At 58.5% G+C, this 12,909-nt stretch carries 13 protein-coding genes; 5 read left to right on the top strand and 8 right to left on the bottom strand.

Annotated features, from left to right (window positions below; genetic code table 11):
- The first annotated feature begins 501 nt into the window (after nucleotides 1-501).
- Nucleotides 502-858, top strand: coding sequence for a DUF6124 family protein (locus tag J7E36_RS00475; RefSeq protein WP_214998804.1), 357 nt, complete (start codon nucleotides 502-504; stop codon nucleotides 856-858).
- A gap of 221 nt (nucleotides 859-1,079) precedes the next feature.
- On the opposite strand, the gene J7E36_RS00470 is transcribed toward J7E36_RS00475, so the two are convergent.
- Nucleotides 1,080-1,715 carry a TetR/AcrR family transcriptional regulator gene (locus tag J7E36_RS00470; RefSeq protein ID WP_214998802.1) on the bottom strand — a complete coding sequence of 212 codons (636 nt, stop codon included), beginning with the start codon at nucleotides 1,713-1,715 and terminating at the stop codon, nucleotides 1,080-1,082.
- 90 nt (nucleotides 1,716-1,805) lie between these two features.
- Here J7E36_RS00470 and J7E36_RS00465 point away from each other — a divergent pair, with 90 nt between their 5' ends.
- Both J7E36_RS00465 and J7E36_RS25145 read left to right on the top strand, forming a co-directional pair.
- Nucleotides 1,806-2,417, top strand: coding sequence for an NAD(P)H-dependent oxidoreductase (locus J7E36_RS00465; RefSeq protein WP_214998800.1), 612 nt, complete (start codon nucleotides 1,806-1,808; stop codon nucleotides 2,415-2,417).
- 766 nt (nucleotides 2,418-3,183) lie between these two features.
- Entirely contained in the window at nucleotides 3,184-3,411 is a 228-nt protein-coding gene (locus J7E36_RS25145; RefSeq protein ID WP_231286434.1) for a hypothetical protein, read from the top strand.
- Nucleotides 3,412-3,680: 269 nt separating this feature from the next.
- Here the strand turns inward: J7E36_RS25145 and J7E36_RS00455 are convergent, their stop codons facing one another.
- Complete coding sequence (locus J7E36_RS00455; protein ID WP_214998798.1) at nucleotides 3,681-4,808, bottom strand: GGDEF domain-containing protein; 1,128 nt, start codon at nucleotides 4,806-4,808, stop codon at nucleotides 3,681-3,683.
- Nucleotides 4,809-4,988: 180 nt separating this feature from the next.
- On the bottom strand, nucleotides 4,989-5,552 hold the full coding sequence (locus J7E36_RS00450) for a TetR/AcrR family transcriptional regulator (protein ID WP_214998796.1): 564 nt from the start codon (nucleotides 5,550-5,552) through the stop codon (nucleotides 4,989-4,991).
- Between the two features lie 148 nt (nucleotides 5,553-5,700).
- On the opposite strand from J7E36_RS00450, the gene J7E36_RS00445 reads away from it, so the two are divergent.
- Entirely contained in the window at nucleotides 5,701-6,390 is a 690-nt protein-coding gene (locus J7E36_RS00445) for a glutathione S-transferase (RefSeq protein ID WP_214998794.1), read from the top strand.
- 125 nt (nucleotides 6,391-6,515) lie between these two features.
- Here J7E36_RS00445 and J7E36_RS00440 read toward each other — a convergent pair whose 3' ends face one another.
- The 4 genes from J7E36_RS00440 to J7E36_RS00425 form a co-directional block, all read right to left on the bottom strand.
- The gene (locus tag J7E36_RS00440; protein WP_214998792.1) at nucleotides 6,516-6,890 is read right to left on the bottom strand and encodes a lysozyme inhibitor LprI family protein; all 375 of its coding nucleotides are present in this window, start codon (nucleotides 6,888-6,890) and stop codon (nucleotides 6,516-6,518) included.
- A gap of 120 nt (nucleotides 6,891-7,010) precedes the next feature.
- A complete protein-coding gene (locus J7E36_RS00435; protein WP_214998791.1) occupies nucleotides 7,011-7,781 on the bottom strand; it encodes a MetQ/NlpA family ABC transporter substrate-binding protein in 771 nt (256 codons plus the stop codon).
- Between the two features lie 79 nt (nucleotides 7,782-7,860).
- On the bottom strand, nucleotides 7,861-8,535 hold the full coding sequence (locus J7E36_RS00430; protein ID WP_214998790.1) for a methionine ABC transporter permease: 675 nt from the start codon (nucleotides 8,533-8,535) through the stop codon (nucleotides 7,861-7,863).
- The gene (locus J7E36_RS00425; RefSeq protein ID WP_214998789.1) at nucleotides 8,535-9,542 is read right to left on the bottom strand and encodes a methionine ABC transporter ATP-binding protein; all 1,008 of its coding nucleotides are present in this window, start codon (nucleotides 9,540-9,542) and stop codon (nucleotides 8,535-8,537) included. The genes J7E36_RS00430 and J7E36_RS00425 overlap by 1 nt, the downstream gene beginning before the upstream one ends.
- 110 nt (nucleotides 9,543-9,652) lie before the next feature.
- On the opposite strand from J7E36_RS00425, the gene katE reads away from it, so the two are divergent.
- On the top strand, nucleotides 9,653-11,890 hold the full coding sequence (gene katE, locus J7E36_RS00420; RefSeq protein WP_269216565.1) for a catalase HPII: 2,238 nt from the start codon (nucleotides 9,653-9,655) through the stop codon (nucleotides 11,888-11,890).
- A 269-nt stretch (nucleotides 11,891-12,159) separates the two neighbouring features.
- On the opposite strand, the gene J7E36_RS00415 is transcribed toward katE, so the two are convergent.
- A complete protein-coding gene (locus J7E36_RS00415) occupies nucleotides 12,160-12,873 on the bottom strand; it encodes a PA5502 family lipoprotein (protein ID WP_214998788.1) in 714 nt (237 codons plus the stop codon).
- Between the last annotated feature and the right edge of the window lie 36 nt (nucleotides 12,874-12,909).

Below are 12,909 nucleotides of genomic sequence, written 5' to 3'. Positions count from 1 at the left end.
TTCAGCCTGCTCGCGATAGCGCCCTATCAGACGACACACATTAAATTGACCTGCACCACCTATGGCGAGGGAGCTCCCGCCGGGCGGCCAGCCCCGCATTCCTACAGATAAATCGCTTAAACCGTCCTCCAGCAGGCAAAAACACCTTTCAATCCGAACCCTGTTTATTACACCGCTCCCAACCGACCACTACCCCACACATCCTTGCGCCTTTACCTACAACTACGCCAGAATCCGCCCGCTTGTGCACCTTGCCTCCGGGTTCTATTGTCTTCCTGCCACTGCCCATCAGTGGTCGGGTTTAGTAGCCCGTGGTTTTCCCGCAAGATGCATGAGTTCCATTCAGGCAGGTATCTCAATTCCTGTTCTTGATGGTGGCTGTGCGCAGGGCGCTTCGGCGCGCCGGCAATGCTGGAATCCCCGGTCTACTAACCTGCGTACAGCCGCCACCCCTTCTTTTAGTAGGGAAGAGGTTGCGGCCTAACTGAAGGATTCCAGCTTATGTTCAAAGTAACTCCAAACCCTCCGGAAGCGGACCAAGCTTCCCCGCGTACAAAACCCAAGACCAAAAAGCTCGACGAAGCCGCCGAGCGCGCCCTGGATTTCTATCTCTCACCCAAAGAAAAGAAACCCGACGATCCCCAACCGGGCCAGATCTTCACCGTCGTAAAAGACCTCGACAACGAAAGCCTGCTCGCCAACCTCACCGAAACCCTGGCCTCGGCTGACGCCATGGTCAACGACCTTGCTTTCGATCTGGAAGGCTCACGCCGTCATGTTGCCCTCGGGATTCAGCAATTGATCGAGCTGAGTTCGTTGATCGCGAATCGAGTGTTGGATAACGTAGAGGCGCGATAGTAGGTAAATATTCACCCATTAAGCGAAACCCGACATCTTCTGTCGGGTTTTGCTTTATGACCTTACTATCGCTCCGGTCGAACGTCGCATAAGGACCGTGACAAACTGCAAGGGGCAGCTTCCGGCCAGAAGCGGCCGGCCAAAGCACGCACATATCTCAATTATCTCTAGCGATACACTGCTGGAACATGGGATATCGCCCGCCACGATTGCACTAAAATTTAGCCAGAAACCTCAGCCTGGGCGCTCCTGGCAACCATCGCGACGATCACTGCGAACAACTCTTCTTTAGCCGCTTCGGCCGTTATCTCATCACAGGCTGCGGCATTTGAAAGCGCTTCAGCGGCGCCTAGCATTGCGTGCAAACTGGCTGGTTTAAGTTCTCCGGCACCCACGTATGGCAAAAATATCCTGCGACACTTGCTCAGGAAGATCGCTTCATATTCTCGCTTGGTTTTTTCTAATTCCGGCGAGCTGGCCAACGCCGCGATTACACCGGGTATCTCTCGGCCTTGACGTAGCACGCAGTCGACATAAGACGATGCGATGACGCCGGCTCTTCCTATGAGCGTCGGCTCGCTGGCCTCCACGGCGGCATCCATGATTGAGGTCTGACGCTGATCGAAATCTTTATACAGCGCGGCGAGCAACCCTGAACGACTCACGAAATGGTCATAAACCACCGGCTTAGTCACACCCGCTTGTTCGGCAAGCCTGCCGAGCGTCAGCGCTTCTGTGCCTTCATTGCTAACCAATTGCCAAGCCACGTCCAGCAACTGGCGCAGTCGCTCCTCTCTGGTTAACCGACGACGGGCCTTGGGCTGTCCGTCGATGAGGGCGGGCTTATCTCTTGACATCTCTATATACCATTAGTAACTTATCGATAAGACTTACTAAAAGTATATAGATGTCAATCCAGCTGTCCAATCCATCCAGGAGGCCCCCCAATGCATACACTCATCGTCGTCGCGCACCCAGAGGCTGACTCGCTTACTCACGCCGTCGCCTCGCACATAGCCAAAGGCATCAGCCTGGCAGGAGCACAACACACGTTCGAGATAGCCGACCTTGCACGGGAAGGCTTCGATCCGCGCTTCACCGAAGCAGACTTGGCCGTGCATCGCGCAAAGGTGCAACCCTCTAAAGATGTGCAGGTGGAGCAAGCCAGAGTCGACCGTGCTGATACCCTGATCCTGGTGTATCCAGTTTACTGGTGGGCCATGCCCGCGCTATTGAAGGGGTGGATAGACCGGGTGTTTTCAAATGGCTGGGCGTTTGACTTCAACCTGCAGAGCACTCTGGTTAAGAAACTTTCGCATCTGAGCGTTCACTTGGTCGGTATTGGTGGTGCCGATACAGCGACTTACGCGCGATACGGCTATGCGGCCGCAATGAAGACGCAGATCGATCATGGGATTTTCGATTACTGCGGGGCACAAGTGATTAACTCGCAACTGTTACTGAACAGCGAAACCGAAGACCCAAACCAGGCGCTGCAAGCAGCCACACAGCTAGGGCAGCAGATCTCAAGCAATACGCACACCGAGGTTATTGCGTAAGTGGGGGACGACTCTCCTGCGCAAATTCAGTGCGCCAGCGTGTCAAAGCCCTCCGCTGAAGCGCTATCGCCGGCGCTCAGGCTGACCATCTCGCTAATCGATTCCGAGCTTACAAAAACGGGGTCGCATTCATATGCGGCCCCGCTTGGTTTGATTCATGTGGCGAAGGCGCCTACACCCCCTGAATGATGGCACTGCCCTAACAGGTTTCCGCATTCGTCCGGTTGAACCGATTCAGCCGGTTGACGACGGCTGCGCCGCCGAGCGGGAGCAAGCTCCATCGCCACGGATCGTATGCGCCTTCGGGACTTTGTCCAACTTCTGACCATGGCCTTCCCCAGCCCACACATCCTGGCGCCTTTGCCTACAACTACGCCAGCCCCCGCCTGATTGTATGGCTCGCGCTCCCGGGCCCTATCGTTTTCCTGCCATTGCCCATCACCGTACTCCACCACATGAAACGACCACGCGTTAACGACTTTAAACATCAGGTATTCCGCTCGACCGCAATGCGGCTCGCTAAGGAGTTTTTGATGGATGATCCCGGGGCACTGGCAGAAAAAGGTATCGATGCTGAACAGATAAGGTACGAGCCGATAACCCTGGAGGCGCTGGATCAATGCTATCTATGGGGCTCAGGTGCCAACGTTATCCATGGGAGGACATACCCAGCTGGAAGAGTTATGACGGGAAAGCGTTTGACCTTTCTCTGTGGTATGAGCGTGAACTATGCGGTCTTTGCTTTGCCACGCCCAAATCGAGCACCTTGTCCATCAAGGTCGTCCTTCTGGAGGGCAAGCCAGATGCCACCCACCCGTTAAAGGGAGAAGTTGCCGGTTTGGTTTTGATTGCGATCGGCCGATACGCGCGAATGCTGAAGCTACGCGAGATCGAGGTTTTTGAGCCTGACCCCGGCGCCATCCTCTGGTATCAACGCCTGGGCTTCGATTTTGATAACCAGCGGCGCCTTGTCATCGCAGTTAACGAGACATAACATGAACCCCAATCCTAATGTCAAGGTCTTCCATGAAAGCTTCTAAGCGCACTCCGAAGCCGTCGCTTGGCGCTCAGTACGAAGCCGAAGCCCGCCGTCTGGCTGGTAGCGCAACCAGTATGGAACGCCAGTTTTTGTCGGTTAGCCTCGCCAAAGGCAAGGAGCTTGAGCCCGTTGGCAGACTCGCCGGCGCTAAAGCCTGAGTTCCATCGACATAAAAAAACCGCCGAATGGGCGGTTTTTGGTTCTCGCTCTGGGTAGATCCACCCCTACTGCGCCACCGCCACCTGATTGCGCCCCAACGCCTTCGCCCGATACAACGCCTTATCCGCATTATTCATCAAGCTATGCAAATCCTTATACCCTGCCTCCGTCGACGCCACGCCAAGGCTGGCCGTTACCCGGTGAACCGGCTCGATCATCAAGCCGACAATCGTCTCGATCAGCGCTTCTGCAATCCCGATGGCAACATCTATGGACGTATCCGGAAGCAAAATGGCGAATTCTTCCCCACCCAGCCGGCCATGAATATCCGTCGCCCGAAACGACGAGCTGATCACCGCCCCCATTTGCCGCAGCACCTGATCCCCCACCTGATGGCCGTAGGTGTCGTTGATGTGCTTGAAGTGATCCATGTCCAGCATCACCGCACACAACCCCAGCCGATTGGCTTCGCATTCCTCGTAGAGACGTTGGGCATGATCGAAAAACGCGCGTCGGCTCTTCAGGCCGGTCAGTTCATCGGTTTGAGCGGCGCGGGTTGAGATGCTGTTGGCCTGTTCCATTTCACGGGTGAGGCGAAAGGCGGTTTCCAGGGCGTTGGACATTTTCCGTGTGGCGCGGGCGGCAAAGGCGGCGAACACCAGGATCGAGAGGGCCATGCCGACTTGAATCGTGGACGGTTGAAACAGCAGCCACGCGGTGCATGGCAACAGGACGAGGCCAATGGAGGCGAGGGTCATGTCGCGATAGGCCGAGTAGCAGGACACCGCGCTGACCGACATCCCGACGGTAAAAAGCATGACCAGCGCTTGCGATAACAGATCATCCGGCGGCATGGCAATGAATACGCCGCCACCCCAGATGCTGGCGGAGAGCACCAAGGTGATCCAGTATTTGCGCTCCCAGCGTCTGGGCGTGCGTTCGCTTTTCGCGCTGCGAAAGTAGGCGATGAACATTGAGAGGCGCAGCAGTGTCGAGCCGGTCAGTATCGCCAGCCACCAAAGAATGACGCTGTGATCGAAACGGTCCCAACACAGCGCACTGAGCATGATGGCGGCGAGATAACTGCCAAACACTGCTGAGACGGATTGGCGAAACAGCTGCTGCAATCGGTCCGTTCGCACCTGCTCGGCTATGAACGAATCCTGGCCTTTCCGAGATCCTGGGCCATCCATGTGATCCACCTGATCGTGATGCAGCTGAAAAAAACGATTGTGGCACCCTGCCACTAATGCAAACAACTGAATTACAACCAAGGCCCGACCAGAACCCGTGGCGAGGGCGCTTGCTCCCGCTGGCTGCGAAGCAGCCCTAATCCTTCCTACAGACAGCTCGTGTGATCATTTTTTAAAAGATCAGGCCGGAATCAATCCTGCTTCCCGGTAGCTCAAAATCAGATCATCGAACAGACCGACATCCGCCCGGGTTCGCGCGATTAACTGAGCACCCGCCACAGCGGTGTAAATGGCGCGGGCTCGGCGTTCACATTCTTCTGCACTGCCTGTTCCAGCCTCTGCCAACATCTGGGCGAGCCATGTCACGTTGACGTCCGCAAAAGCCCTGATTTCTCGCGACACCTCCTCGGGAAGGTCTTCGTATTCGGCGGCCATGAAGCTGGACAGACAAAGCCTGTTGCCGTCCTCAAGCGACTTTCGAAAAATGGAGGGGTAAAGCCGCACGCACGCCTTCGGATCGGCATGGGCGGCGCGTATCTCTTCAAGCATGCGCAGCGCGTCCTGCCAGTAGCGTTCAGCCACCGCCGCGGCCAGGCCGGCCTTGTTCGGAAAGTGGTAGTAGATGCTGGCGTTCTTGATACCCACCTGGTCGGCAATGGTACGGAAATTGATCCCGCTGTAACCGTGCAGTTGAGCAGCGGCTTTCGCTGCCGCCAAGATGGCTTCTCGAGCATTTTCGTTCACGTTGCTACCTCGCTTCGAGATTCAAATGGATCAGAGGCAGGGATTCTACGCGCATAACCGCCTACCTGCCAATTGTCAGGTAGGGGCTTGACGGTATCGAAAATCCGGTCCAGTCTTTGCCTACCAACTGACAGGCAGGGACAAAATCATGACCGCTCCACAGCAACGCAGTGACGCTTCTCCAGCGACTTCCACGCTGAAAATCTACGATTGGTTCAACGGCCCCTACCCCGCCCGGGTACGCATCGCGCTGGCGGAAAAGGGCCTGTTGCCGAACGTTGAATTCGTGCCGGTCAATCTGTGGACCGGCGAGCACAAAAAACCTGAATTCCTGGCGATCAACTACTCCGGAACGTTGCCCGTACTGGAGCTGGACGACGGAACGCGGATCGCGGAGTGCACGGCCATTACCCAGTACCTGGATGGCCTGGCCGGAGATCCGACGCTGACGGGCAGGACGCCGCTCGAACAGGGCATCATCCATATGATGACCAAGCGGGCCGAAATCGAATTCCTCGATGCCGTCAGCGTCTACTTCCACCACGCCACACCGGGCCTCGGTCCGCAGGTCGAGCTGTACCAGAACGCTGAATGGGGGCGCCGGATGGGCGACAAGGCGGTCCGTGGCATGCGCTATTTCGACAACCTGCTCAAAGACCAACCCTTCGTGGCGGGCGACGCCTTTTCGATGGCGGACATTGCGGTACTGGGCGGCATGATCTTCGCCGCGTTGGTGCAGCTCCCCGTTCCTGAAGAATGTGCCGCACTGCGAGCCTGGCACGCCAGGATGCAGGAGCGCCCCAGCGTCCAGACATGGCGTGTCATGGTCGAGGGTTGAGCCGCGATAGCGGGTGAGCCCGCCAAAGAAAAAACCCGACGCTTTACGTCGGGTTGTTTGGTAAGACTTTTCGCTCTGTCCTATCGCTTCTTCTTAGCGATAAATGTCAGCTGCCCTTGGCCGGGTTACTCGACCTGCGACAGCTTGGCGTCGTCGCAACCGGCAGCACGGCACTCGCGCTCGACAGCCTTGAGTATGACGATACGCGCTTCGGTCTTCTCGTTGGCACAGTCCAGGTAGAGCAGGCCGTCGTTGGAACAGGCGTTGTCGCGAACCTTGATCCACTGGATCTGAGCGGCTTTCACCTTTTTCTTTTGTTCCGGGTTCAGCGCACTCATCGTCTTCTTGTATTGATCGTTGATTTCCTGATCCGACTGGACCATTTTCAACGACGCGCAATAGGTTCTGTCATAGGCGTTTCGAGGGTTATCGCAACTCATCGCAAATGCCGATGCTGATGCCATTGCCAGCAATGCCCCAACCAACAAAGACTTGATCACTCACATCTCTCCCTGAATGCCCTCTATTGATTAGAGGTCGCGGCTGGGAATTTATCATGAGTGCAAAAAAAACGGGCCTGCATTCCCACGCAGGCCCGTTTTTTTCACCACCCGATCAGATCAGAACGCCGGCAGCACAGCGCCTTTGTACTTCTCCAGAATAAACGCCTTCACTTCCGGGCTATGCAACGCAGCCACCAGCTTCTTCATCGCCTCGCTGTCCTTGTCGTCTTCACGCGCCACCAGGATGTTCACGTAAGGCGAGTCGCTGCCTTCGATCACCAGCGCATCCTTGGACGGATCGAGCTTGGCTTCCAGCGCGTAGTTGGTGTTGATCAACGCCAAGTCGACCTGGGTCAGCACGCGCGGAATGGTCGCGGCTTCCAGTTCGCGGAATTTCAGGTCTTTCGGGTTCTCGGTGATGTCCTTGGTGGTCGACAGGATATCCTCGGGATGCTTCAGCTTGATCAATTTTTCCTTCGCCAGCAGCAACAGTGCACGGCCGCCGTTGGTGGCGTCGTTGGGGATGACCACGTTGGCGCCGCCGGGCAGTTCTTCGAGTTTCTTGTATTTGCTGGAGTACGCGCCCAGGGGCTCCAGGTGCACGCCGGCCACGCTCACCAGGTTCGTGCCCTTGGCCTTGTTGAATTCATCCAGGTACGGCTGATGCTGGAAGAAGTTGGCGTCCAGGCGTTTTTCGGCGACTTGCACGTTGGGCTGGATGTAGTCGGTGAAGACCTTGACCTTGAGGTCCACGCCTTCTTTGGCCAGGGCCGGTTTGACAAACTCGAGGATTTCCGCGTGGGGCACCGGCGTCGCGGCGACGGTCAGGGTGTCGGCGTGGGCGGAAAACGCTGCAGCGGCAGTGAGGGCAACCAGTAACTTCTTCATTCAGCTAACTCCTTTTCGGGCGCCCGTTCTCGGCGCCTGCCAGCGAATGGCTGGCTCATGGTTTATGAGGCGCGAGGCCTTATTTTCTAGAGAAATGCACAACCAGTTTGTCGCCCACGGTTTGCAGGACCTGAACCAGCACCAGCAGCAACACCACCGTCACGACCATGACATCGGTCTGGAAACGCTGGTAGCCGAACCGGATCGCCAGGTCGCCCAAGCCACCGGCACCTACCACACCGGCCATGGCCGTGTAGGACACCAGCGTAATCGCTGTCACCGTTATCGCTGCAAAGATGCCCGGACGGGCTTCCGGCAGCAAGGCGTTGACGATGATCTGCCGGGTCGTGGCGCCCATGGCCTGGGTCGCTTCGATGATGCCGCGGTCGACTTCGCGCAGGGCGGTTTCCACCAGGCGAGCGAAGAACGGTGTGGCGCCCACCACCAGCGGTGGAATCGCCCCGGCTACGCCCAGCGAGGTGCCGGTGATCAACACCGTGAACGGGATCATCACGATCAACAGGATGATGAACGGCAGCGAGCGCAGGATGTTGACGATCAGCGACAGCAGCGCATAAACGCCGCGGGCCTCGAGCAGTTGGCGTGGGCTGCACAGGAACAGCAGCACCCCCAACGGCAGGCCGAGCAGTACGGTAAACAGCAGCGAACCGAACAGCATCAGGAAGGTGTCGCCGGTGGCCAGCCAGATTTCCAGCCAGTCGATGTTGGCGAAGAATGAATTCAACAGGTCCATCAGCGCAGCACCTCCATGTGGACATCGGCCGCGGTGAAGCGGGCGAACGCCGCCTCCATGTCACCGCCGGTAATGGCGAGGGTCAGTTGCCCGTAGGGGGTGTCCTTTATGCGGTCGATGCGACCGGCCAGGATGCTGTAGTCCACGCCGGTTTCCCGGGCGACGGTGCCGAGCAATGGCGCGTAGGTCGCGTCGCCCTGGAACGTCAGACGCACGATGCGCCCGGGTACGTGGGCAAAATCGTCGCGCTGTTCGCCTTCGTCGACTTGCTCGTCTTCCTGGACGAAACGCTTGGTGGTCGGGTGTTTTGGATGCAGGAACACCTCGGCCACCGGGCCCTGCTCGACGATGACGCCGGCGTCCATCACGCCCACTTCATCGCAAACCCGGCGGATCACGTCCATTTCATGGGTGATCAGCACAATGGTCAGCTTCAGCTCGCGGTTGATCTCGGCCAGCAGTTGCAGCACCGAGGCGGTGGTCTGCGGGTCGAGGGCGCTGGTGGCCTCGTCGCACAGCAGAATCTTCGGCTTGGTCGCCAGGGCGCGGGCGATGCCGACGCGCTGCTTCTGGCCGCCGGACAATTGCGCCGGGTATTTTTTGGCGTGGTCGGACAAGCCCACCCGCGCCAGCAACTCGGCAACCCGCAGGTCGATTTCGTTGCGGGACAATTCACCGGCCAGCGTCAGCGGCAGCGCGACGTTGTCGGCGACGGTCTTGGAGGCCAGCAGGTTGAAGTGCTGGAAGATCATTCCGACCTGTTGGCGGAAGCGGCGCAGGCCGCCTGCGTCCAGGGCGGTGACTTCCTCGCCATCGACGATGATTTTGCCGCCGCTGGCGTCTTCCAGGCGATTGATCAGACGCAGCAGGGTACTTTTTCCCGCACCGGAATGGCCGATCAGGCCGAAGACCTGACCGTTCTCAATCCTCAGATTGGTCGGATGCAGGGCGGGGATATCCTTACCGGCAACCCGGTAGGTTTTATGGACGTTTTGAAACTCGATCACGTAGCGAACCTTGTGGGGCGCGTTGGAAAAGGATCAGCGGTTAGCCGGGCGCGCATTTTAGCCTGTCCGTATAGAGGTTCTTAGCATTTATTTGCGATTGGACCAGTGATTTGGCAATAAGACGATCAAAGGACACAAAAAAGGAACGCAGCGAAACGGCGTCGGTCACTCCTAAAGCAGCCACAGATCGCAAAGAGGAGTTACGCCTGATGAGCATCGACAAGCCCGCCGGTACCAAGAGCCAACTGGCCGGGACCGACACCCTGGATCGCGGCAACACCAACGCCAAGCTCGACAGCCTGGAACAGTTTCGTACCGACGCCACCGAACAGGCGTTGCGCACCAATCAGGGCGTGAAGATCGCCGACAACCAGAACACCCTGCGCGCTGGGGCTCGTGGGCCCTCGCTGCTGGAAGACTTCATCATGCGTGAAAAGATCACGCATTTTGACCACGAGCGCATTCCGGAGCGCATCGTTCACGCCCGTGGTACCGGGGCCCATGGTTATTTTCAGTGTTATGAGGCGCATTCGGCACTCACCAAGGCCGGTTTCCTACAGGACCCGAGCAAAAAGACGCCGGTGTTCGTGCGCTTTTCCACGGTGCAGGGGCCGCGCGGTTCCGGTGACACCGTGCGCGACGTGCGCGGCTTTGCCGTGAAGTTCTTCACCGACGAAGGCAACTTCGACCTGGTGGGCAACAACATGCCGGTGTTTTTCATTCAGGACGCAATCAAGTTTCCGGACTTCGTCCATGCGGTAAAACCCGAACCCCACAACGAGATCCCTACCGGCGGCTCGGCCCACGACACCTTCTGGGATTTTGTCTCGCTGGTGCCGGAATCGGCCCATATGGTGATCTGGGCGATGTCCGACCGGGCCATCCCCAAAAGCCTGCGGAGCATGCAAGGTTTTGGCGTGCACACGTTCCGCATGATCAACGCCGAAGGCCGCAGCAGCTTCGTCAAATTCCACTGGCGGCCCAAGGTTGGCACCTGTTCGCTGGTGTGGGACGAAGCCCAGAAGCTGGCGGGTAAAGACACTGATTACCACCGTCGCGATTTGTGGGAAGCGATCGAGATGGGCGACTACCCGGAATGGGAGTTCGGCGTGCAGATCGTCGCCGAGGAAGACGAGCATAAATTCGACTTCGACCTGCTCGACCCGACCAAGATCATCCCCGAGGAGCTGGTGCCGATCACGCCGCTGGGCAAGATGGTGTTGAACCGTAACCCGGACAATTTCTTCGCCGAAGTCGAGCAAGTCGCCTTCTGCCCTGGGCATATCGTGCCGGGCATCGACTTTTCCAACGACCCGTTGCTGCAAGGCCGACTCTTTTCCTACACCGATACGCAAATCAGCCGACTCGGTGGGCCGAACTTTCATGAGCTGCCGATCAACCGTGCCATCACCCCGGTGCACAATGGCCAGCGCGACGGCATGCACCGCAGCACCATCGACAAGGGACGGACCTCCTACGAGCCAAACTCGATCGACGGAGGCTGGCCGAAGGAAACCCCGCCTGGTCCGCAGGACGGTGGTTTCGAGAGCTATCCGGAGCGCATCGATGCCCACAAGATCCGCCAGCGCAGCGAATCATTCGGCGATCACTTCTCTCAGGCGCGGCTGTTCTACAAGAGCATGAGCCCTCACGAGCAAGAGCACATCATCGCCGCCTACAGCTTCGAGCTGGGTAAAGTGGAGCGGGAGTTCATCCGGGCGCGGCAGGTCAACGAGATCCTTGCCAACATCGACTTGGAACTGGCCGGGCGCGTGGCGAAGAACCTCGGCTTGCCGGCACCCACCGCCTGCACCGTGGATGTACCGACGCCTTCGCTGGAGCAGTCCCCGGCCTTGAGCCAGGCGAACCTGTTGTCTGGAGACATCAAGACCCGCAAGGTCGCGGTGCTGGTGGCGAACGGTGTCGATGGGGCGATCATCGATGCGCTCAAGCAGGCCCTGAAGGCCGAGGGCGCCCATGCCAAAGTGCTGGGGCCGACCTCTGCGCCGGTCACCACTGCCGACGGGCAGACGCTGCCGGTCGATGCGTCCATGGAAGGAATGCCGTCGATTGCCTTTGATGCGGTGTTCGTACCGGGTGGCGCGCAATCGATCGAGGCCATGAGTGCCGATGGGGTGGCACTGCATTACGTGCTTGAAGCCTACAAACACCTGAAGGCGATTGCCCTGAATGGCGAAGCCCGGCAATTGCTGGTGTTGTTGAAGCTGGAGGCGGATGCGGGGCTGATTCCGGACGCGGATGCTGGCAAGTTCCAGGCATTCTTCGATGCGATTGCCCAACACCGGGTCTGGGCGCGGGAGCCCAAGGCCAAGGCGATTCCGGCTTGATGGTCGTCTGAGAAGTTCTGGTGGCTAGTAGGACGCCATCGCGAGCAGGCTCGCTCCCACAGGGTTTTGTGTCGGCCACAGAGCCCGAGCACACCGCCGTTCCACTGTGGGAGTGGGCTTGCCCGCGAAGGCGGCTTTACAGTCACATCTTTTCTGGCTGACCCACCGCTATCGCGAGCAGGCTCGCCCCCATCAAGGGCTTTGTTGTGGATACGAATTCTGTATCCGACACAAACCCCCCTGTGGGAGCGAGCCTGCTCGCGATGCTTTTAGGACTTGCGCGGAGTGAGCACCAACTGCGCCGGCACACTGCGCAGAATCTGCTTGCGCACCTTCAGATCAAACCCCGGGTCGAGCTTTTTAACCCGCTTGGTCAGCAGGTTCGCCAACCACGGATAATCATCGGTACGCGGTGCCTGGATACTGACGTCGCACTGGTAAGCCACCACATCAGCGGCAATGGCATCGAGTTGCCGACGCATTTGCTGGATATCGGCGATATTGAGCTGGATGGTGGTGCTCTCGGCGCTAGGATCGATCAGCTTGGCAACCGGTTTGGCTTCGGCAGCCTTCAGAGCAGCCTCGGCTTTATCCAGATCAGCCTTGCGGGCCTCGGCAATCGCGCTGTTGACCTCGCCAGTGAGCGCTGGTGCCTTGGGCATCAACGCCCGGGCGCGGCTCAGGGCCGTCGCGGCAGCGTTTACATCACCCTTTTGCAGGTCGATCTGGCTGCGGCGCAGATACGCCTCGGCCAACTGGCGCTGGAAGGGCTCCAGCGACGCATCTTCAGGTGACTGGGCTTGCAAGGTGGCCAGTTGATCTTCAGCGGTGGCCAGCTCATTGGCGGCCAGGCTTTGTTCCAGCTGCGCGATGGCCGGGCCCCGGGTGTCGGGGGCCTCGGTGACCGGCGGCGTACTCTGGCAGGCGCCCAGTAGCACCGAAAGTGCGACAAGGAGCAGATAACGGGAGGCGAACGGCTTCATTCCTGCGACTCTCTATTTGCGCAAAAAGCGAGCAAG

It is taken from the genome of Pseudomonas fluorescens, from assembly GCF_018614775.1.
Lineage (GTDB): Bacteria > Pseudomonadota > Gammaproteobacteria > Pseudomonadales > Pseudomonadaceae > Aquipseudomonas > Aquipseudomonas fluorescens_BY.
Note: the sequence above shows the minus strand (reverse complement) of the source record. Positions and strands in the feature narration are given on the sequence as shown.

Excerpts from the sequence above, each read along its gene's own strand:
- J7E36_RS00445 (WP_214998794.1), top strand. The coding sequence starts at position 5,701 with ATGACCGCTCCACAGCAACGCAGTGACGCTTCTCCAGCGACTTCCACG.
- J7E36_RS00430 (WP_214998790.1), bottom strand. The coding sequence starts at position 8,535 with ATGGACCTGTTGAATTCATTCTTCGCCAACATCGACTGGCTGGAAATC.
- J7E36_RS00465 (WP_214998800.1), top strand. The coding sequence starts at position 1,806 with ATGCATACACTCATCGTCGTCGCGCACCCAGAGGCTGACTCGCTTACT.
- J7E36_RS00470 (WP_214998802.1), bottom strand. The coding sequence starts at position 1,715 with ATGTCAAGAGATAAGCCCGCCCTCATCGACGGACAGCCCAAGGCCCGT.
- J7E36_RS00455 (WP_214998798.1), bottom strand. The coding sequence starts at position 4,808 with ATGGATGGCCCAGGATCTCGGAAAGGCCAGGATTCGTTCATAGCCGAG.
- J7E36_RS00435 (WP_214998791.1), bottom strand. The coding sequence starts at position 7,781 with ATGAAGAAGTTACTGGTTGCCCTCACTGCCGCTGCAGCGTTTTCCGCC.
- J7E36_RS00415 (WP_214998788.1), bottom strand. The coding sequence starts at position 12,873 with ATGAAGCCGTTCGCCTCCCGTTATCTGCTCCTTGTCGCACTTTCGGTG.
- J7E36_RS00475 (WP_214998804.1), top strand. The coding sequence starts at position 502 with ATGTTCAAAGTAACTCCAAACCCTCCGGAAGCGGACCAAGCTTCCCCG.